The 20280-nt window shown below is 61.9% G+C and carries 16 protein-coding genes and 1 pseudogene; 12 read left to right on the top strand and 5 right to left on the bottom strand.

The features are described 5' to 3' along the window. Positions 1 to 117 precede the first annotated feature (117 nt). Positions 118 to 567, bottom strand: coding sequence for a hypothetical protein (locus tag ACIBVN_RS41070; RefSeq protein ID WP_397145700.1), 450 nt, complete (start codon positions 565 to 567; stop codon positions 118 to 120). Then, positions 564 to 1397 (bottom strand): IS5 family transposase, encoded by an 834-nt coding sequence (locus ACIBVN_RS41065; RefSeq protein ID WP_397145699.1) that lies wholly within the window; start codon positions 1395 to 1397, stop codon positions 564 to 566. Before ACIBVN_RS41065 ends, ACIBVN_RS41070 begins: the two co-directional genes overlap by 4 nt. Before the next feature lie 140 nt (positions 1398 to 1537). Here ACIBVN_RS41065 and ACIBVN_RS41060 point away from each other — a divergent pair, with 140 nt between their 5' ends. After that, positions 1538 to 2728 (top strand): restriction endonuclease, encoded by a 1191-nt coding sequence (locus tag ACIBVN_RS41060; RefSeq protein ID WP_397145698.1) that lies wholly within the window; start codon positions 1538 to 1540, stop codon positions 2726 to 2728. Between the two features lie 68 nt (positions 2729 to 2796). On the opposite strand, the gene ACIBVN_RS41055 is transcribed toward ACIBVN_RS41060, so the two are convergent. After that, positions 2797 to 3351: a very short patch repair endonuclease gene (locus ACIBVN_RS41055; protein WP_397145697.1), complete on the bottom strand. Its 555-nt coding sequence runs from the start codon at positions 3349 to 3351 to the stop codon at positions 2797 to 2799. 37 nt (positions 3352 to 3388) lie between these two features. Here ACIBVN_RS41055 and ACIBVN_RS41050 point away from each other — a divergent pair, with 37 nt between their 5' ends. From ACIBVN_RS41050 to ACIBVN_RS41000, 11 genes and pseudogenes are all read left to right on the top strand, one after another. Continuing rightward, positions 3389 to 4663: a DNA cytosine methyltransferase gene (locus tag ACIBVN_RS41050; RefSeq protein WP_397145696.1), complete on the top strand. Its 1275-nt coding sequence runs from the start codon at positions 3389 to 3391 to the stop codon at positions 4661 to 4663. 140 nt (positions 4664 to 4803) lie between these two features. Further along, the gene (locus tag ACIBVN_RS41045) at positions 4804 to 5775 is read left to right on the top strand and encodes a hypothetical protein (protein ID WP_397145695.1); all 972 of its coding nucleotides are present in this window, start codon (positions 4804 to 4806) and stop codon (positions 5773 to 5775) included. Beyond that, entirely contained in the window at positions 5772 to 7307 is a 1536-nt protein-coding gene (locus ACIBVN_RS41040) for a hypothetical protein (RefSeq protein ID WP_397145694.1), read from the top strand. The genes ACIBVN_RS41045 and ACIBVN_RS41040 overlap by 4 nt, the downstream gene beginning before the upstream one ends. Beyond that, a pseudogene (locus ACIBVN_RS41035) lies at positions 7295 to 7666 on the top strand (nuclease-related domain-containing protein); the annotation flags it as partial. The gene ACIBVN_RS41040 and the pseudogene ACIBVN_RS41035, both read left to right, overlap by 13 nt. Positions 7667 to 7903: 237 nt before the next feature. After that, on the top strand, positions 7904 to 9001 hold the full coding sequence (locus ACIBVN_RS41030) for an ATP-binding domain-containing protein (RefSeq protein WP_397145717.1): 1098 nt from the start codon (positions 7904 to 7906) through the stop codon (positions 8999 to 9001). Then, positions 9001 to 12429 carry a helicase-related protein gene (locus ACIBVN_RS41025; protein WP_397145693.1) on the top strand — a complete coding sequence of 1143 codons (3429 nt, stop codon included), beginning with the start codon at positions 9001 to 9003 and terminating at the stop codon, positions 12427 to 12429. The genes ACIBVN_RS41030 and ACIBVN_RS41025 overlap by 1 nt, the downstream gene beginning before the upstream one ends. After that, complete coding sequence (drmB, locus tag ACIBVN_RS41020) at positions 12426 to 14306, top strand: DrmB family protein (protein WP_397145692.1); 1881 nt, start codon at positions 12426 to 12428, stop codon at positions 14304 to 14306. The genes ACIBVN_RS41025 and drmB overlap by 4 nt, the downstream gene beginning before the upstream one ends. A 130-nt stretch (positions 14307 to 14436) precedes the next feature. After that, entirely contained in the window at positions 14437 to 14934 is a 498-nt protein-coding gene (locus tag ACIBVN_RS41015; protein WP_397145691.1) for a hypothetical protein, read from the top strand. A 186-nt stretch (positions 14935 to 15120) separates the two neighbouring features. Next, positions 15121 to 15354: a hypothetical protein gene (locus ACIBVN_RS41010; protein ID WP_397145690.1), complete on the top strand. Its 234-nt coding sequence runs from the start codon at positions 15121 to 15123 to the stop codon at positions 15352 to 15354. Beyond that, on the top strand, positions 15351 to 17375 hold the full coding sequence (locus ACIBVN_RS41005; RefSeq protein ID WP_397145689.1) for a DUF6571 family protein: 2025 nt from the start codon (positions 15351 to 15353) through the stop codon (positions 17373 to 17375). Before ACIBVN_RS41010 ends, ACIBVN_RS41005 begins: the two co-directional genes overlap by 4 nt. Positions 17376 to 17391: 16 nt before the next feature. Continuing rightward, positions 17392 to 18009 carry a hypothetical protein gene (locus ACIBVN_RS41000; protein ID WP_397145688.1) on the top strand — a complete coding sequence of 206 codons (618 nt, stop codon included), beginning with the start codon at positions 17392 to 17394 and terminating at the stop codon, positions 18007 to 18009. A gap of 199 nt (positions 18010 to 18208) precedes the next feature. Here the strand turns inward: ACIBVN_RS41000 and ACIBVN_RS40995 are convergent, their stop codons facing one another. Together ACIBVN_RS40995 and ACIBVN_RS40990 are read right to left on the bottom strand one after the other, a co-directional pair. Further along, positions 18209 to 19573, bottom strand: coding sequence for a tyrosine-type recombinase/integrase (locus tag ACIBVN_RS40995; RefSeq protein WP_397145687.1), 1365 nt, complete (start codon positions 19571 to 19573; stop codon positions 18209 to 18211). Next, on the bottom strand, positions 19570 to 19761 hold the full coding sequence (locus ACIBVN_RS40990; protein WP_397145686.1) for a helix-turn-helix transcriptional regulator: 192 nt from the start codon (positions 19759 to 19761) through the stop codon (positions 19570 to 19572). Before ACIBVN_RS40990 ends, ACIBVN_RS40995 begins: the two co-directional genes overlap by 4 nt. Positions 19762 to 20280 lie beyond the last annotated feature (519 nt).

The raw sequence follows: 20280 nt of genomic DNA, 5'->3' as shown, positions 1-20280 counted from the left end.
CTTCAGAGGAGCGGCGGGCCACCCGATGTTGCGGGCAAGCGGGCTCTAAGTGGGCGTTGCGCGAGTTGATGCCCCTTTCGTCCTTTGCCTTGGGAAGGCGGGCTGGTCAGAGCGTCATCAGCTGGGCCGGGGGCGTGGCTGAGCGAACAATCCTGGCTCGGTCTCGACGAGAATGCCCTGGTTGACCAGGCGCTTGAGCTTGGCGCGGATGTTCTCGGTGTTCTTCTTCACGATGGGCAGGTCCAGCGCCTCGCAGAGGTCACGAGCTCGTAGTGGGCGGCCGAGGTCGGCGAAGGCGTCCAGAATCTGCCGGTAGGCGGGGTGGTCCGGGACCACGGGAGGCGGTGGGGCCGGCTCGGGTCCGGATTCGTCGGCGAGGGACAGCAGGGTCTTACGGGTGATCCGCAGGTGCTCGATCGCTTCGTGCAGTTCGCCGAGGTGCGCGGCCATGGCGTCAATCTCCGCCTGGGTCTGCTCGATCTGGCCGGTCAGGGCGCGCTCGCGGGCGTCGATCTTGTTCAACAGCCACGTGTCGGGGTCCGGTTCCTGTGCATCTGACCTGGTCATGTCGACCGCCACGACGGTGCGGGGGCGCGGGTCAACCGGCGGGACATCACGTCGCTCATCGCCCAGTACACCCGTGATTCGGAGCTGGCCGGCAGGTGTTCATAGTCGCGGACCAGGCGCCGGTGCAGCATCAAGGTGCCGTACGTCTGCTCGACGATCCATCGTTTCGGCTGGGGGACGAACCCCTGGTCGGCGGGGTTGCGTTCGACGATCTCCACGTCGATCCCGAGCCCGGCCCCATGGTCGACGACCGTGTTCTTGAACCCCTGATCGACCAGGGCTTTGGTCACCGTGCCGGAGGTCTGGGCTGCGACGCGGTCCAGCAGAGCGGTCCCGGCAGTGTTCTCGTGCGCGGAGGCGGCCAGCACCACCACCGCGATGACCAGGCCGAACACGTCCACGGCCAGCCCTCTCTTGCGGCCCGGCACCTTCTTGGCCGCGTCCCTGCCCGTCGTGGTGGCGGGGACCCCGGCCGCGACGTGGACACTCTGGGTGTCCAGCACCACCAGACTCGGATCGGCTAATCGTCCCTTCTGCTCCCGCATGTGCCAGCGCAGCAGGTCATGGATCTTCTGGGCGGTGCCGTCGTCACGCCACTTGGCGAAGTAGTAGTAGGTCGCGCTGCCGGGCGGCAGGTCGTGTGGCAGGTAGTCCCACTGGACGCCGGTCCGCCCCTGGTAGAGGATCGCGTTCACGATCTCGCGCATCTCGTATTTGCCCTGGTGGCCGCTGACAGAGCGATGCGTGGCCTTCCACGCCGTGATGATCGGCTCGATCAACGCCCATTGCTCGTCGGATAAGTCGCTCGGGTACGGCTTGCGCTCACTCACCCGGCCATCCCAGCACATCCGAGCCCACCAACCGGCGGTAACGCTACAAATCCACTCGATCACACTGCGACATCATGGACATCAACTCACACAACACCCTCTAATACCGCGAATCCGGGCATATTGAGTAATCTTCCCGTGTGGGCGATGAAGATCAGACAGTGCCGTTTGCTGATCTGGCGACGGCTGATCTCGTGGTGGATGCCGTCTTTGCGGGCGGCAGTGCGGGCAACACGTCCGACGATCCCTTGGCCCGGCTCCTCCCTGGAGTCGGCAACCGGGGCGGTTTCCGTTGCAACGGTTCCCCCACGCGACAAAGCGTCCGATTCGCGGTCCTCTTCACCACAGGCGCCGAGCCTGACTGGCCGGACGAACTAGACGCTCAGACCGGCCTCTTCACCTTCTACGGAGACAACCGTCGTCCTGGCACGGAACTCCACAAGACTTCGCGTCGCGGCAATCTCCTGCTCCGCGATGCCTTCAATTGGAGCCACAGCGACGCTCGAGTGCATGTGCCACCATTCTTCCTGTTCGAGAAGGCAGCCCCTGCTGGCCGTGATATCCGATTCCGTGGCCTTCTTGCGCCGGGCGGCGCCGCACTGACGTCCGACGATGAGCTGCAAGCGATCTGGCGTTCGACCCGCGGCATTCGGTTCCAGAACTACCGTGCACGGTTCACGGTTCTCGACGTCCCGAAGATCCCGCGAGCGTGGATCACGGATCTCGTCAGCGGAGACCCACTCGGCCCGAACTGTCCTCCGCCATGGCGTAATTGGGTTGAAGCCCGCACCTACCAAACGCTCCTCGCGCCGTCCACCACGATCATTCGGAGTACGGCGGAGCAGCAACCGGACGCGGGTGGCAAGCTGATGGTGGAAGCCATCCACAGACACTTTGCCGGCCGTCCCCATGACTTCGAAGCCTGCGCCGTCGAAATCTGGCGGATGCTAGCCCCTTCGACGGGCGCCTGTGAGGTCACCCGGCATAGCCGCGATGGCGGTCGCGATGCTGTTGGCGAGTATCTTCTGGGGCCTGAGAGCGATCGGGTAGCCGTCGAGTTCGCTCTCGAAGCTAAGTGCTATGCCCCGAGCAACTCCGTGAGCGTCGAGGACGTGGCCCGGCTGATCTCCAGGATCCGACACCGCCAGTTCGGCGTGTTCGTGACAACCTCGCACTTCAACAGCCAGGTCTATAAGGAAGTTCGCGGCGATGCGCATCCCATCGTCATGATCTGTGCCCGCGACATCGTCGATGTCCTCCGGCGTCATGGGTACGGAGACGCAGAAGCCGTACAAGCATGGCTCGAGCACCGGTTCGCGGCATCGGCATGATCGGCCTGGCTTCCGGGAAGCTTTACCTTCACGCTGTCCGCATACACCTTCCCAACCTCGGGAAATTGTCAGCCAGTGGCGCTAGAGTCGCTCGCATGTTCGGGACTGGGTTCGAGTGCAGCGATCACCGCCTCAACGGCGGCGGTCAGCGCTTCGTGCTCCCAGAGGCGGACAACTCGCCATCCAGCAGATCTCAGCGCCTCGTTAACCGCCTGGTCGCGTTCCATGTTCCGGCGAAGCTTGGGCGTCCAGTACCACTCATTCGTCGTGGGTTGCCGACCGTGCTCCGGGCAGACGTGCCAGAAACAGCCGTCCACGAAGACAGCAACCTTCCGCGCCGTGAAGACGATGTCCGGACGGACCTTCAGCTTCCCAAGATCGAGGCGAAGATCCTTACGGTATCGATACCCCAGCCGGTGCAGCGCGCTGCGCAGCACTACCTCCGGCTTGGTGTTCGCCCGGCGGTTGGCCTGCATGTTCCGCGATCGGCCCTCGTTGAGCGGCGCTGGGTACAGCCCGCGTTCATGGGCCTGCTCTCTGGCTTGAAGTCTCTTCCGGTCAGACACAATCGTTCCGATGGGCTCATCGCTCCCTGTCTTCTCCGAGAAGATACAGCTGCCCACCGGTCCGTGCCGTATCCAGACTATGAAAGGGGTCCCTGTGACCGAAAAGCAACTTCGGGTCATTGAGATCTGCGCTGGAGCCGGCGGCCAGTCCCTTGGGCTGGAGAAAGCAGGCTTCGATCATGAGCTCGCCATCGAGCTGGACGATAACGCAGTTAACACACTGAAGCACAACCGGCCTGACTGGCAGGTGGCCCATGGGGATGTGGCGGATCCTCGTGTGTGGGACCCAGAGGACTACGAGCCCGACAAGCGAGGCGGCGAGCCGATCGACTTGTTCGCTGGGGGGGTTCCGTGCCCACCCTTCTCCATCGCAGGTCGGCAACTGGGCGCGAATGACGAGCGAGATCTATTCGCCTGGGCCATTGAGCAGGTCCGCACCCTCCGCCCTCGAGCCCTCATGCTGGAGAACGTTCGCGGGCTGAGCATGCCTCGCTTTGCAGGTTACCGGCAGCATGTCTTGGACCGGCTCAAGAAGTTCGGTTACGCCGCCGAATGGAAACTCCTCCAGGCGTCTGACTACGGGGTTCCCCAGCTTCGCCCTCGGTTCGTGCTCATCGCGATGGCTCCTGACGACTTCGAGCACTTTCACTGGCCTGAGCCGACGGGCGATCCTTCCACGGTGGGCGAGACCCTGTACCACCTTATGAAGGCGAACGGCTGGGCAAGAGCCGAAGAGTGGCGCGACCGCGCCAACGACATCGCCCCTACGATCGTGGGCGGGTCCAAGAAGCACGGCGGCGCGGACCTCGGCCCAACCCGCGCAAAGCGTGCATGGAGCGAGATGTGGGTTGATGGCCACGGGCTGGCGGATCATGCACCTTATACAGATGACGACATAATCGTCGACCGCGGACCGAAGCTCACGGTGGAGATGGTCAAGTACCTCCAGGGGTGGGACGACGGCGACTTCAAGTGGGAGTTCAAGGGCAAGAAGACCTCGAGCTATCGCCAGATTGGAAACGCCTTCCCTCCACCTGTGGCCAAGGTACTCGGAGAAGCCATCGCCGCCGCGCTCCATAAGAGAACCCAGCGGAGAGAGCAGACCTTCCGTGAGCCTCAAGATCCGATCTATCTTGCGCTTCGCAACCACGGCGACTTCATGACCGCCACCGACCTTGCTGCCATGTTGGAGCTGGAGCTCAAGGAGCTGGAACGTCGGATCAATCTCCTAGGGCGGGACTTCCAGATCGAGGTCCGCAACGGGACCGAGCCCGCAGCGTACAAGCTTGGAGCATTTAAGGCATTTATGGGCCAGGATGACCACATTCGTCACGATCAGTTCGAAAAGTACCGGTCTCGCATCAGCTAACCAGTGCAACCGGCAGGAAACATCTTCATAACATCACATCCCCCTCTAGCATCTCGGACTTCCCGCGCTATTAAATGGCAGCAGACAGGGTAGGGTAGCCGCCCATCTCCACCCTTTGCCTTGGCTATGAGGGGGATGTGATGACTGCGCTCACCATTCTCCGGGAGGGAAGGCAGTCCATCTATCTGTACTCGGCGGGCGAGGACGTCGCAAGGATTCCCGACTGGCTCATCGCCTGGATGCGACTAGGGATTAAAGTAGCCAAAGATCCCCCTGTCCCCGGACAGCAGACGATTCTGGCCGTCTCAACGCCGACAAAGAAGCTTGCCACCGCTGCCGTCGCTCTGGGCTATACGTGCCAGCGGTACACCCATACCGGCGGAGCATCAGCGTCTACCAACCTGTCCATCGCCCCCCACGCTGTTGCGCCAGGCATGAGGATCTGGGTGAGAGCTCCCAAGCGGATCATCGTGGGCGACTACCTAGGGGGACTTCCGGACCGCATCCATTTAAGCACCCCAAAAACTGGAGCGTTCCAGGCACAGGCAGTGCGCGCAATTAGAACCCTTCCGCATGGGATGGCAATCCGCGACGCGTCCCTGGAGTTGAGCTCCGATGAGGATCGGGCATTCGTTAGATCTCTTCTGCCTAACAGTGACCCCGAAGATTTTCTATCGTCCTGGGACTGGAGTCTGATTCTAGTCGGGTCTCCAACGCAACTTCGGGCTGATCTCGCCGAGCGCATTTCGATGAGCTCCACATCGCCCTACTTCGGGTCCATCGGCACGGTGGTCAGGCCATTTGAGCACACCGCTCCGGTCGGGTGGCGGAGCTCGATCATGTCCGCCCGTGCAGACGCGCCAGCCTGGGAGAAGTTTCCGTCTGCACCGCAGACAGTAATCCTCGATGGGGCTTATGCAATCAGCCGATGGCTGTCCGAGTGCCAGGCCCCGGTGATAATCGCAGTCGTGGAGCGAACTGAGCTGGGCGTGGAGGCTGCGGTGGCAGCGTTAATGCAGGAACGTTCCTATGCAGCTCCGGTCTACGACCACGAACTCTCATGGCAGCCCCCCCAGGGTTGCGAAGTACTCGCATTCCGGAGATCTCTGTGAGCTTGATCGCCGCCGCGGACGCCTGCTATCTGAGCGCGGTAGAAGCCGCGCAACGGGTTCACGTCGATGACTCTGCTGCTCACCGCTTCTCGAGAGAGGTGCGCACTCTCATACAGGCATCGAAGGGCGAGGCGGACTACCCAGCTTGGGGATTGCTTGCGCAAGTGGCCAATTCAGCTCGGTGGCACGGACTCTACGATCCGATTCCTTTTGCCAGCAAAACATCCACGACTGCACCCCTTCTCAGGGAGCTGATGCAGGCTGCAAAGCGTCTTTCGGCGAGCGCTCCCGCTCACATCCAATCACTGGTCGCCAATCTGCGCTCGGCCGCCGAAGCCTATCTCGCAAGTGGCAACGAGCCGTTCGCGATGGCCCTCACGGATACCCTCAGCATAAGTGATCGACATCAACGCTACGTGGTGGTGCGAAACCGCAGGACGGCCATCGCGGTGGAGCAATGGATGCGGAGCAACGCAGGCGTTGCGGAGTGCGTACTGGTGCCCGGCGAGTATTCGCGGAGCGAGGTCGGCACGCTTGCGGTCCTATGCGGCCCTAGCTTCGTATTTCCCGCCCAAATATTGACAACTCCCCGCGCTTCCGCAGTCCGCCTTGTCCATCACCACTGGGTACGTGACGATGACACGATTCCCGGCATATTCGGACAGTTCGCCACAGTTGCCCTTACCGCCCACATCCGCGAGCCTGCGCAGCCGGCCAAAAACTGGCAGCCTTGGAGTGGCACCAAGGCATCGGAACTAGTGATCAACCCAGATTGGGATGCGGTTATAGCCTCCGCACCGCACACGGCGGCTGCAAATACCGAGACCGTCCATGCCCGTCTCGCTGTTCTGAGCGGGAGGCACGCGATCTGGCTGCCGAGCGAGGGAGAGCGAATCCGCGGGCTCGATCCTTCAGCACCACCTGGGGAACGCGTATTCTCCATGCCCATGTCTACGGTGGCTCAGGGCTCGATCCTTGTCCTGCGATCCGGCATCAGTGAGGCTGCGACTACTCGAAGCGTTGCCTACGCTCTGCTCGGCGACAAAGACGCGGCCAAGATCCAGAGGTTCCAGGAAGAGTGGAAACGTCGGCTGCGCACCATCCTGGACGAGCATGGCCCCACCGAAGTCGGTAGAAGGCTACAGTCGTTCGGTGTGAATGTGCACAATATTGCCCACTGGGCTAGTGATGAGCTGATCCAACCGCGCAAAATCGAGTACTTCAAAGTCCTTCTTCTGCACATACTCGGAATTAGCGAACCTGCCCCGTACATCGAAGCAGGCCGGAAGCTGCGCAGAGCTGTGGCGACAGCTGGACATCGGCTTACCGAAGCATTGGAGCGTAAAGCCGACAGCTGCGATCTCCGGCAGTTAGAAGTTGGCGGAGTTTTGGAGCTCCATCTGGACGAGCTTCCTGGCGCTGCACCCATGACGGCATATCAGGTGCTGGCTATCCGAGAGGAGCTCACGAAGGTCGCACTACACGACTGCCGACGCCCTTTTGCGACGCAAGGAGTGGAATGGCTCGAATGATCCCCCCAGTAATCGATAGAAGTGCGCCGCCTGGCGAGCGACGCCTCTTCGAACGGCTGCGGAGTGACCCTGGGACGGATGATTGGATCGTTCTGCATTCGCTTCATATCGCTCAGCACCTTAGACAGGTGGAAGGCGAAGTAGACTTTGTCGTCATCATCCCCGGTTTAGGGATACTGTGCGTCGAGGTTAAGTCCCATCGGGCAGTTCGCCGGGATGGCGCAGGTAAATGGCACCTAGGTACTAGCGCCCCGACCGGGCGCAGTCCGTTCGTCCAGGCGTCCGAGGCAATGCACAGCCTGCGAAAGTTTCTCGGGCAGGGACGCCTGGACCTGACACACATCCCATTCTGGTCGATGGTTTGGTTCACTGACGCCAGCGCAGCAGCCGTACCACCATCACCCGAATGGCACCATTGGCAACTTCTTGACCGAGATGACCTCATACGTCAGCCCGTATCGAGAGCCCTCACCTCTGTCCTGATTCAGGCGCGCCGTCACCTCTCCAGCACGCGACCTAACTTCGACCCTTCGCTGAACGAGCCTACGGAGGTGCAGTGCAGAGAGCTTGCTACCAGACTCCGTCCGCGGTTCGAGATGGCGATTTCCCCGTCGGACGTGAGGCGGCTGCGAGACGACGAGCGGCTGTCCTTCCTCGAGGAACAGTACGAAGCGCTTGACCTCATCGACGCCGAACCGAGGGTTCTCTTCACCGGGGCAGCAGGCACCGGCAAGACCTTCCTGGCTCTCGAAGCCGCACGACGTGCCAGCCTTAAAGGCCAGTCGGTCAGGCTGCTGTGCTTCAACCGCCTGCTCGGAGGATTGCTCGCTGCACAGCTCAAGGAGCTTCCCGAATCAAGAGCCGGCACTCTGCACAAGGCCATGCTGTCGCTGGCCGAAGTCGAGCCACCAGAGATGGCTAGCCCTACGTGGTGGCGGAATGAGCTGCCTGATCTCGCGCTTGAAGCGCTGCTCGATACGGATCACCAAGTCGACGTTTTGATCATCGATGAAGCCCAAGACCTGTGCACGCCGGAATACCTCGACGTTATGGACCTGATGCTCAAGGGTGGCCTCGCTGCTGGCCGATGGCTGATGTTCGGAGACTTCCAGCGGCAAGCAATCTATGAGGTCGGTGATGGGCGAGATGTACTGTCCGCTCGCGTGCCATCGTTCTTCCAGCCAGTCCTTCATCACAACTGCCGCAACACTCCTCGAATAGGACAGGCTGCAGCCCAGCTCACCGGGCTAGGCAACGTGTACAAGAAGTTCCGCCGACCCGACGACGGCATCAACGTTGAGTACGTCAAGTACACCTCACCCGACGAGCAGGAACTGAAGCTTGCCCAGGCGCTGGATCTTCTGAAGAAAGATCACTATCCCCCTGAGCAGATCGTCGTTCTCTCCCCTCGCGCGAAGGGGGCAGCATCTGAGTGCGCCAACCCGGCACTACGCGAACGACTCAAGCCGTATGAGATCGCCTCGGCCAAGCAGACCGGTTACACGACCATCCACGCTTTTAAAGGGCTCGACGCACCTGCCGTGATTGTCACTGACATCGAGTCCGCGGAAGGGGCGGAGGCAGAGGCTCTGCTGTACGTGGCGCTAAGCAGGGGTGCCGATCGGCTAATTGTCCTCGCAAACGATCAAGCCATGCGTCAGATGGCTCGCAACCTCGGCAGGGGGTACCAGTGATGGCTAAGTTCCTGGGCTCGCGGGAGAAGGTTCTCAAAGATCTGCAGTCAGAGCTCGTCGGCCCTAAACCGCTGGGTAAACCCCTTGACCTCTCGAAGATTATTAGCTTCCCAACCAAGGAGGATGCTCGCGGTCCATGGCGGGACGCCGCTACCGGCGAGGAGATTCTGCACGACTTCAAACCTCTGCGGCGGTACGGCATGGCCACCCTCGCTCCGGCAGGGGAAGAGGAGGACCTGGAGAACTCAGCACCGGAGCTAGGTACTAGCTCCGACGAGCTGCCGGAGCCGCTGATCAATGATCAGATCATTGAGAAGCGCCAGGCCGGCATCTCCCGCATCAAAGATGAGCTAGACGACGACCTCGACCTTTCACTGGCGAACACTCGTAAACAGAGCACGATCGGCATCTCCGTCCACTGCCAACTACCCGACGACGCCCGAATTATTGTCTCTGCATCATTCGGAAGGTATCGGAGCTTCCAGGCGGAGGTAGCGGGTTCAACGCGTGATCCGTGGTGGGTCAGGAGCCCAGTATCAGTACAGGCCACCTTCACTGCAAAGAGTCTTGCCCCCACGGGCGCCCGCCGATTGGTGCTCCCCGATGAAATGTTCATTGAGGGAGCGGACGGCCTCGAAATTCAGGTGCTGGCATTCAGCAGATGTATCGATGGCAAGCACATCGTCACAATTACGGTTACAAACCGGACCTCAGGAACCGGGGACAAAGCCACACTCTTTCAGGCACAGTTCTCGGCCATGGTGGAAGGCGGCGGAGCCTTTCTGCCTTACCCCGAGGAGCGCGGCCGAAGGCAGCTCGACCCAGAGGAGCAGTCTATTGCCCTGCTCTATCGGCATCACCAGACCTTTGCTCTCGGTCATGGTTGTGCTGCCGACTGGGCGCGCGAGCCTGGTGAAACCACAACCCGCATCGACGCAGTCTGCCTTCCTGCTTTCGAAACACCGAGCGTAACGCCTGTGATCCTCCGCGAGGACGGCAGCAAACTCAGTGTCAGCATGACTGTGCTGGCAAAGCCCGAGCGCAGGGAAGAAGCGGCTGCCCAGGTGGAGGAGGTTATCTTTCGATATCAGCAGTGGATTGCAAAGCAACACCAGAAGATCCCCACTCTTGCCGTGGAACATCAGGAAGCAGCCAGGGATCACCTTCAGCAGTGTGAAGCGGCCCTCAAGCGGATGCGTAGGGGATGGCAGCTCGTTCTCGAAAACGAGAAGGTAGCAACTGCATTCCATCTGGCCAACCAGGCGATGCTGGATCAGCAGGCTCGCTCCAGTGTGGCTCCTAGAGAAACCGTTCTCGACGAGCAGAGCTTCGTCAAAGTCGAAGGTGAGCCTCCAACGGGAGTCCTCCCGAAAGGACGTGGTGACTGGCGCCCCTTCCAGATCGCCTTCTTCCTGGCAGTCCTCGAGTCGATCGCCCACCCGTCCAGCGACGACCGCGAAAATGTCGAGTTGATATTCTTCCCTACTGGTGGCGGAAAAACCGAGGCGTACCTCGCCGTAGCAGCTTTCTCGATGTTCCTAAGAAGGCTACGGAACCATGAGGATGTCGGCACCGAGGTCATCATGCGCTACACACTGCGCCTCCTGACCGCCCAGCAGTTCCTTCGCGCGGCCTCCCTCATCTGCGCCATGGAGCGGCTCCGAGAAGGACGGACTGACCTTGGGCGCGAGCCATACACAATCGGCATCTGGCTCGGCAGTGCCACTACGCCAAATCGCCGGGAGAAGGCGGTGGAGGCGTGGAAGAAGCTGGCCAAAGATCCTGCCCAGGCAGCCAATCAATTCCTTCTGCTTCGCTGTCCATGGTGTGCCGCGCGGCTCGGACCAACGGCCGAACAGTTGCGGGCACAAGGCAAGAAGACGCAGAACTCGGTCATCCCCGGATACCGGCGGCACCGGGACCGCGTCGCCCTGGAATGCCCCGACCACCGCTGTCCCTTCAATCGCGGGCTGCCCCTACTGGTCGTGGATCAGGATATCTACGAGAAGCCGCCATCAATGGTGATCGGCACCGTGGACAAGTTCGCGATGATCCCATGGCGGCCAGAGGCGAGAGCTATTTTCGGGCGCGACACCGCCGGCAATCAGACGGCTTCACCGCCAGGCTTGATCATCCAGGACGAGTTCCACCTCATCTCCGGTCCGCTCGGGTCGATGGTAGGGATGTACGAGGCGGTCATCGATGACTTGTGCACAGACCGGCGAGGAGATAAGCCGATCAAGCCAAAGATCATCGCCTCCACCGCTACCATCCGCCGCTACGCAGAGCAGACGAAAGCGGTGTATGGAAGGGAAAGCGTAGCCCTCTTCCCTCCACCAGGGCTGACAGCGGAAGACTCTTTCTTCGCCGTATGGGCACGCGACGAGCACAAGAAACTCCTCCCTGGCCGTCTCTACGTGGGTGTACACGCGCCTGGACTCGGCTCCATCCAGAGCGTCCAGGTCAGAACTGCTGCTGCGCTCTTGCAAGCCCCAGTCTCGCTGACCGATGACCAGAAGGACCCCTGGTGGACCTGCCTCTGGTTCTTCAACAGCCTGCGCGAGCTCGGCAACACCCTTTCTCTACTCCAAGCAGACATCCCGGACTACATCGTCGGTTTACGGCGTCGAGAGGGTCTGGAAGACGTCCGATTCCCACGAAACACCATGGAGCTCACCAGCCGACGCCGCAACGACGAGATCCCCCGCGCAATCGACGAGCTCTCCGCGGAGTATGGCTCAAAGAAGGCTGTCGATGTCTGCCTGTCATCCAACATCATCGAGGTGGGCGTCGACATCGACCGGCTCTCGCTCATGGCCATCGTTGGCCAGCCGAAAACCACCTCTCAATACATTCAGGTCTCCGGCCGAGTTGGCCGAAGGTGGGACGAACGCCCCGGCCTTGTGATCACGTTGTACGGTGCCGCCAAGCCGCGCGACCGGTCACACTATGAGCGGTTCCGCAGTTATCACGAGCGGCTCTACGCGCAGGTAGAGCCGACCAGCGTGACGCCGTTCGCACGCCCCGTGCTCAAGCGTGCCTTGCGGGGGGCGCTGATCGCCCATGTCCGCACCACCGGGCCAATGGATCTTGTACCGTGGCCTGTTCCGCAGGGCCTCGCCGAGCAGGCCGCGGGCACACTCATCGCCCGTGCTGAATTGGTTGACCCCGAAGAGATAGACGCGGCCGAGCGAGAGATCACGCTTGCTCTGCAGGAGTGGGATGCCTGGGACAGAGCCGAGTGGGACGCCAACCCTGGAACGGGTGACCCTCTCAACGGGCTCATGAGGTATTCCGGGACACCAGCCGGGACCAAGGTGCCCTCGTGGGAGGTCCCCTCCTCCATGCGCAACGTCGATGTCGAATGCCGCGCTGAGATTACAACCGCCTACAATCAGCCGCCACGCAGTCCTGAGGAGATGCCATGACGAACGGCAGCATTCGCCGAGCTCAGCTCATCTCTCCATTCGGTGTGGGCGCGATGACCGTGCTCGTCGACGGCAGTTCCGTCATCACGTGCGGGCTCGACCACTGGTTCGAGGGCGAGGACGTCGATGTCGGCGCGTATCGCATTGACGAATGGCGCCTCCAACGGCGCCTGCGCGTTAACCATTTCCGACTGCCACCGGACCATCGCACCCCGTACCAGGGAATGCCAAAGACCCCTAACCTCAGGCTGGCCATCCCATTCCTGCGGTTCCCTACCTGGAGCTTCTGCCCTTATTGCAAACGCCTGGAACAGCAGCCGCTGGCCCTCCAGGGCAAAGCTCGCTGTCCGGACTCGAGGCACCAGCATTCTGGCAAGCCCGCAATCAAGGGGCCTGCGATGTCCCAAGTACCCTTTGTCGTGATCTGCGAAAAGGGACATATCGGGGATTTTCCCTGGCGGGAATGGGTCCATCGAAGCATCCAACCCACGTGCCGGGGCACCCTCCGGCTGCACGCAGTTGGCACAGGATCTCTCTCGGGTCAACTCATCCGCTGTGAAGGATGCGACAAGTCCCGCTCCCTGGAGGGAGTTACCACTGCCACCAGCGTGGACGGCGAGCCAACCACAGTCCTTACGAGCAGGCTCGAGAAGGGAGCCGACTACTCCTGCCGCGGTTGGCGACCGTGGCTCGGCGAGGCAACCCAGCCTTGCGGCCAGCCCTTGCGCGGCAGTCTGCGCGGTGCCTCAAACGTATATTTTCCTCTAGTGGAGAGCTCCATCTACCTCCCGCAGAGCGCAAGTAGCACCCCGCCGAAGCTCCTAGAGATTCTCAACAGACCGGACTTCGTGACAGCACTCCAGTTCGCACGGAAAACCGGCGAGGTAACTTCCAAAACCATCCGAATCATCGATGAGTACGACATTCTCACGCCATTCACCGACGCCGACATCCAAGCGGCCCTTGATGAGGTTTCCGGCGGCGAGAAGGCGGAGCACGTCTACGATTTCGATGAGCTTTCCCCCACCGAATGGAGAAGACCCGAATACGATATGCTGCGCCACGGGATCGACCACCCCAACCTGGTCGTCACGACCGCCACTTCACCATACGGCGATGCGATCACAGAAGCTTTCTCACGTGTGCGGCTCGTAGAGTCGCTCCGCGAGACCCGTGCCCTCTGGGGATTTACGCGCCTCACGTCATCGGGGCACAAGCTCAAAGATGGAAAGAGCCAACTCTGGAAGGAGCAACCCTCTCCGGCGCGAGATTGGCTGCCGGCATACACAGTATCGGGCGAGGGCATCTATCTGGAGCTCGACGAGCAGCAGCTCCAGTCCTGGGAAAGGCGCGAGGAGGTGCAGCGGCGCGCACAGCTCATCGCACGCCGTTACATGAGTGTGGTAAGAGACCGCCTCCTGGCGCCTAGGGAAGTTACTCCCCGCTTCATCCTGATTCATACAGTCGCCCACTTGCTCATCAACCAGCTGATCTTCGAATGCGGCTACAGCACGGCCTCCCTCAGGGAGCGGCTGTACGTTGCCGACGAACGGGGATCCACTATGGCCGGACTGTTGATCTATACCGCGGCTGGTGATGCTGAGGGCACAATGGGCGGTCTTGTCAGGATGGGGAAGCCAGGGCATCTCGAGCGTGCCTGGAGCGCTGCTCTCGCCAGCGCGGAATGGTGCTCGACTGATCCCCTCTGCATGGAGGCCGGAGAAGGAGGCCAGGGCCCAGACTCCTGCAACCTCGCGGCATGTCACTCGTGTGCTTTGTTGCCCGAGACCGCATGCGAGGAGTTCAACCGGTTCCTCGACCGCGGGCTCGTTATCGGCTCCTTGAAGGAGCCTGAGCTAGGGTTCTTCAATTCCTGAAGGGACAGCGACTTCCCGCAAGTTGCTTGATGAACCGGGGGCGTCTTGACCCCGTTCTCGCGGCGCGGGCCCGATCGTTGTCGACGGTCCTGCGCGCTCATCGACTGGTCACTCCGGCAACGTTGCTGGCATGGCATCGTCGTCTGCTGCGACGGGCCTAGACCTACCCGCATCGGCCCGGGAGTCCAGCAGCGAGCAGAGAGATCCGGGATCTGATCATTCGCCTGCGCGTGAAAACCCCGGCTGGGGCCATCGACGGGTGCACGGGCAGCTTCCGCGGCTCGGCTTCCAGGTCAGCGAGGCGACCGTGCGGCCCTTCCTGCGTTCCCACCATTTCGGCCCAGCGCCCAGGCTTCTCGACACCTCCTGGCGGACCTTCTTACGATCGCAGGCCAAAGGCCTCCTGGCTTGCGACTTCTTCCACGTTGACACGATCTTTCTGAAGCGCTTGTACATGTTGTTCGTCATGAAGATCCGCACGCGACGGGTCCACGGCCTGGGCGTGACCTGCCACCCGACCGGCGCCTGGACCACTCAGCAGGCCCGCAATCTCCTGACCTACCTCGGCGAGCGACGCCGACGAGACCGGATAGGCGGAGTCCTTCGCGAATACTCGCATGCTACTTGAACTGCACGGACGGAGTTTCGGCAGGCGCTCCATCCGCAGCCTGCTCATGCCATTGCCACTTCCCACGTTGTACGTACGGACGGAGCTTCTAGGTTCGAGCGATATCCACTTGGTCGGACTCGTCCCAGATGTTCCACCCATGGTTACCATTCAAGCGTCCAGTCGTCTTTCCCGGGTCAGGCCGTCATGCCGACGAAAGATGAGGTAGAGACCGCTCGCCGACAGATCGAGCGTCTCTCCGATCAGTGCGAGGCGGATTTACGCGAGCTCATCCGCCTCGCCGAAGGTGGCGCGCTGAAAGGGCCGGAGGGAGACAAACTCTCCGCCGATATGCGCCAATGGGAGCGCGACACCAAGAACTACTTCCGGGCGGCCCTTGACACTCTCCACAACCTCCCCGTGTCCGAGGTGTCTCCATGAGTCCTCAAGTGGGCATCAACCCTGAACTCATGACCAAGATCATAGCCATGCTCAAGCGCACGGGCCCAGAGTTCCGGGAATCCAGCCGCCAGATCGAAAGCGCACTCGGCCGTCTCGGCGTCGAGTTCTGGACCTCGCCCGCGCTGCGCAGGGTCGCCGACCAAATGAGCGCAAGGCCACCGGACCTTCAAGGTCGCCTGGACCTGATCCTCGCCACCCCTGACGCGGAGCTCGGCCGCGACGGCATCATATGGGCGGATGGGGCGGACTGGCAGTCCAGCACCACGGAAGGCGCTGCCGCAGCCCAGGCGGTGGCGGCGAAAGTCCGGGCGCAGGCCAAATCTGGGACTTTCGACGCCCAGACGATCGCTGAACTCGAGAAGCACAAGAACGATCCTCTCTTCGCGGCCGCGTTCGCCAAGGAGATTCCGCCTGATGAGCTCAAGCGATTGATCTCCCGCATGTTCAGAACCGATCTTCCTCCCGCCGGCCGCCCGGATGAGAAGGACCTGGGCACGGTGAAGAAGGTCTCCGACCTGTTCAGCACCATCCTGGGCACGGCTTCTCGGGCCGGGAAGCTGCCCGATAAATACGCCGACGAACTGCTCAAAGATCTTGGAGATCCGCAGAGTGCCTTCGCCATCGGCAAACTCCTCGGCAAGGGGAAGTTCGACCACGCGTTCATGCTCGACGTGGTGAAGCGGGTCTATGACTACGACGTGGCTCACCCGCAGGCGCGGGCAATAGAACTGGAGTTGCCGTTTCCTGGCCAGGACAAGATTCGGCACGCCCCCGACGTGAGCCCCATGAGCACGGTGCTGAGTGCTCTGATCCATCATCCGAAGGTGGCCCAGGATTTCTTCACTGACCCCAAGCGGAGGCCGCTGGCCTACCTGATGCGCGAGCGGCGGTGGGGACCGGAAAGCGACAACTTGCTCGGCGCGGCCCTGTACGAGGCGGCAACGAAGTTCCGGGACCATGGCATGCCCCGGGAGCAGTCGAGCGGATACAAGGCCGCGCTCATCGCCTCATGGGCGAGCCATTACTGGGCCGATGAGAAGGTGCAGCAGAACCTGCCGAACACCCGGATCTGGGCGGCTTCCATCCACGCCAACTACATCAGTGACGTTCACCGGGCCTACCAGGCGCCGCCGACCACGGAAATAGGCGTAGACGCCGCCTACGATCCAGACAAGTCCCTGTCCGGCGTGCAGCCCTACGGCGCCGTCTTCAACAAGGACGAACTGAAGAAGGCCATGACGTGGGCATTCAAGGACAACGACGCGTTCATGACCGTGGCGGCGGCCCACGGGCAGTACTCGGTGAAGGTCCTGGACGAGACGGCATCTGGGCTGGCCGCAGAGGTCAGAGCCGAGTTCGCAGCGTGGCACAAGTCGCATCCCGACGCGACCAAGAAACAGGTCGACGAGGAGCGGCAAGACATCCTCGAGAAGAAAATGGGAGGCGGCGGCGGAGCTTTTGAGTTCCAGGGCGCGGTGAACGACCTCAGCGAGACGACGTACGCGATCACGGATGCCGCGAACATCGCCAAGATCGAGGAAGCCAAGAAGAACGACGAGCGATACGCGGCGTTCAAGAACATGGCGACAAAGATCATTGATCTGGCTCCGGGGCCGCAGGGCAAGTTCGTCGGCCTACTGGTGGACCAAGCAAAGGATCACATCTACGGAAAATTCACGTCCAAATCAGAGGACAAGGCAAGAGTAGCGGCCGGGAACGCGATGGAGGACGCCAAGATCATGTTCCGCGATGCCACCGCGGCAGCCATGATGCGGCACGGTCTTTTCGGTGATGGATCGGTACCCGCACGCACTCATCCACACGCTTCCAAGCAGTACCCGAAAGGCTCTGACGGCGACTTCCTAGTAAATGACAAGATCAAACCAAAGGATGAGATGACCGCGACAGAAATGAAGGCTTATAATGAGTGGCTCTATCTGAACAGAGCGACGAAGCGCGTCTTTTACGGCGCAGATTCCGCGATAGATCGGAACTCTTGACCGATGATAAAGGCCCATGAGTGAGACCTCCTTCCGCATGAGAATCCTGTTACCAACCACGGCGTTACTACTCGCGGCAGGCCTGCTGACTGCCTGCTCGGCCTCTCCATCACCGCCCCCGTCACCCGCTCCAGACACGCGGCCGCTTGGCGACGTCACCGCCGCGCCCAAAGAGTGCGACTTGATCTCGAGACAGTCCATCGAACGCGCCACCGGCCTAAGCGACTTCACCGTTAAAAAGTACATGTCCAACGATGGCAAGCACCTCGAGTCCTGTTCCGTCTATACCAATCCCCCCGCCAGCAGCGCCTATCGCCTCAAAATCGAGATCGATGATCCGTCCGTGCTCTCACTGAGCGAGATAGAGGGAACCAAAGCAGCCAGAGACGGAGTCGGCCTGCCTGCCGACGCCGGGCCCGGATTCACCTTCACCATCGCGGAGTCCGGGGTGAAATACCAGACCGCCGGCTGGGCATGGGCTCGAGACGGCAGTCGTATGCTCAGCGTGTCGCTCGACGACACGCCTTCGAACAGGGATCCTCAAAAGGACGCCGCCGAGTTCATTCGTCAGCTCAGACCCATCCTTCTCGACGGAGACGGAGCGTCGACCCGGAGTTCCGGCCGACGCAATTGACCGGTTCACGCGTACGCAGCCGGCCGAAGGTCGGGCCGCCGGCTGCCCATTACTGTTGCGGTGACTCAGCAAGGAGCCGACAGATCGAATCTCCGAGCAGGCCGAGCGTGGCGTCCCGTGGCGGGAACGCCGCGACATAGCCTGGATCAAGAAGTGAAACGGCCCCGGTCAGACCGGGGCCGAAAGCAGATACATCAGGCTATTTGTTCAGAGCGTCGTTGATCTTGCCATTGATGTGCTCTTGCTGGCCGTCCATGCATTTCGCGTAAACCCGCAGCAGGACGTCCACGCTATGGCCGGCGCGCTTGGCGACTTCGACGGCCGGGACGCCCGCGTTCAACCAAAGCGAAACTGCCGCGTGCCGCAGGTCGTACGGTCGAGCAGCCAAAGAGGAGGCGAACTGTGCCGGTGTGAGCGCGAGTTTGCGAGCTTCCTGCCAGACGTAGGAATGCGCCGAACTGGAGTACGTGCCCCCGGTGCCCGTGTGGAAGACTCTGCCGTCCACGGCGGTGCCGTACTCGGTGATGTGCTCGCGAAGCATGGCGACCAGGACGGGCGGGATGGGGATCTCTCGTGTTTCCTTGTCCGCGCGGTGCTTCAGGCTGCGCGACTCATGGGTCTCGCCCGAGTCGGTCCAGCGCTTCGTTCCCTGAGGCCGCGCCTTCTCCAAGACGATCAGGCCCCAGCCCGCGTCCGGCAAGGTGCAGTTGGTCAGCCGCAGGTCCGCAGCCTCCTCCGGCCGAAGCGCGGCGTAGTAGACGCATGCGAACAGGGTCTTAAGCCGAGGACCGCGCTTGCGGCCTACTTTGGGCACCGCGTCGAGGAGTTGCCGTGCTTGGGCGGGATTGACCACCGTGCGAGGATCAACAAGTGTTACAGGCTTTGGTGCCCTCCATTTGATCCTGTCCAGCGGGTTGCTGTTGAACAGTTGCTCCTCGACTGCATGCTCCAGCAGGTGATGCAGGATGGCGCGCTTGCGTCGCACTGTGGTCGCTGCCGCCGGTGTGCCGGAGAAGGTGATCGAGATGGCGTCGAGGGCCTTGCGAAGGACCTGCGCTTCTTCGAAGGCCGTCAGCGGTAGAGAGGTCCTCTCCAACCAGCTCAAAGCCACGGCTTGTGCCGTTGTCAGGTCGGCCCGCCGCTTCTCCGGGAGCAGCGCGTGGATCCGGAGAACCTCCCTGAGTTCCTCAGCGGTGGGACGGTGCGGTGCGTCGGGGACCAGCGCGGGGACGAGAGACAGCAGTGCGTACGCGTCTGTCTCTCGGGTTCGAGGCGCTGTCGAGTTCCAGCGCCGAAGGATGTACGCCTGAGCGAACTTCAGGAAGGACGGGCCGGAGCATTGCCGCGCACGCTTCGACACCGGGAGACCGGTGGCGAGGTCGAACTCCTCCCCTGTCTTGGTTGCCTGCCGCAAGTCGGACATGAAGGCGTTGGCCAGGCCCTTGGTCCGGAAGCTCTTCGACCTCTCCTTGCCGGCCACGCGCCAGCGGGCGACGTAGGTGGGCGTACTGCCATTGGGGCGCTGCTGGACATGGCCCAGCTTCACGTCGTACGTGGTGCTCAACTCGACTCCCGCCGTGAGTCGAGCCAGGCCATGAGATCGCTCCGCCAGACGCGAAGTTCGAGGTTGGGCAGTTGTACGCAGACTGGTGCGCGGCCAAGCTGACGCCAGCGGTAGAAAGTGCGGCGAGACACGCCGCCCAGCTCTTTGAGGACCTGAGGAACGGTCAGCAGCTCGTCATGCCTGGTCATCGACCAACACCCGTGTTGGAACGCAGGTACTGGCGCGACCGCTCTTTGCGGGAACCGGATGGCGTACGGCACGTCGGATCTTGCGGTGGACGCGGCGGACACTGTCCGGCTCATGGGTGGTGTTGTCGTCGTGCAGGAGCCCGCTCGAGGTGCGGTTTGGGCGGTTCACACTGTCTTGTAGGTGGACGCGTCGACGAGGCTCGCTGGTTCTGCAGATCTGACTGGCCTCGCAGTCGTCAGTCCGGGCGTTCAGCCAGGCGGTCGTCCCAGTGGTGCGGGAATGGGCAAGCTTATCCAAGATGTACGTCTTTCCTCTCCAGTGATCTGATCTGGCCTCGACCCGTCCGGCGTCCTGACGGACGCACGGCCCGGAGATCATCCGCATGGTGGGTGATCGGCGGACCCGGCTGAGGCATGGGCTATGGACGCTCACCTCTGGCCGCGTCGTCAAGTCCAACGGCTTGTCGCGCTCACGTATCGCGGCAGCTCAGCGTGGGCCGAAACGCCGAGCGGACGAAG

The organism is Nonomuraea sp. NPDC049400 (genome assembly GCF_044466425.1).
Classification (GTDB): Bacteria; Actinomycetota; Actinomycetes; order Streptosporangiales; family Streptosporangiaceae; genus Nonomuraea.
Note: the sequence above shows the minus strand (reverse complement) of the source record. Positions and strands in the feature narration are given on the sequence as shown.

Excerpts from the sequence above, each read along its gene's own strand:
- ACIBVN_RS41005 (WP_397145689.1), top strand. The coding sequence starts at position 15,351 with ATGAGTCCTCAAGTGGGCATCAACCCTGAACTCATGACCAAGATCATA.
- ACIBVN_RS41045 (WP_397145695.1), top strand. The coding sequence starts at position 4,804 with ATGACTGCGCTCACCATTCTCCGGGAGGGAAGGCAGTCCATCTATCTG.
- ACIBVN_RS41025 (WP_397145693.1), top strand. The coding sequence starts at position 9,001 with ATGGCTAAGTTCCTGGGCTCGCGGGAGAAGGTTCTCAAAGATCTGCAG.
- ACIBVN_RS40990 (WP_397145686.1), bottom strand. The coding sequence starts at position 19,761 with ATGACCAGGCATGACGAGCTGCTGACCGTTCCTCAGGTCCTCAAAGAG.
- ACIBVN_RS41010 (WP_397145690.1), top strand. The coding sequence starts at position 15,121 with ATGCCGACGAAAGATGAGGTAGAGACCGCTCGCCGACAGATCGAGCGT.
- ACIBVN_RS41030 (WP_397145717.1), top strand. The coding sequence starts at position 7,904 with ATGGCGATTTCCCCGTCGGACGTGAGGCGGCTGCGAGACGACGAGCGG.
- ACIBVN_RS41000 (WP_397145688.1), top strand. The coding sequence starts at position 17,392 with ATGAGTGAGACCTCCTTCCGCATGAGAATCCTGTTACCAACCACGGCG.
- ACIBVN_RS41015 (WP_397145691.1), top strand. The coding sequence starts at position 14,437 with ATGGCATCGTCGTCTGCTGCGACGGGCCTAGACCTACCCGCATCGGCC.
- ACIBVN_RS41070 (WP_397145700.1), bottom strand. The coding sequence starts at position 567 with ATGACCAGGTCAGATGCACAGGAACCGGACCCCGACACGTGGCTGTTG.
- drmB (WP_397145692.1), top strand. The coding sequence starts at position 12,426 with ATGACGAACGGCAGCATTCGCCGAGCTCAGCTCATCTCTCCATTCGGT.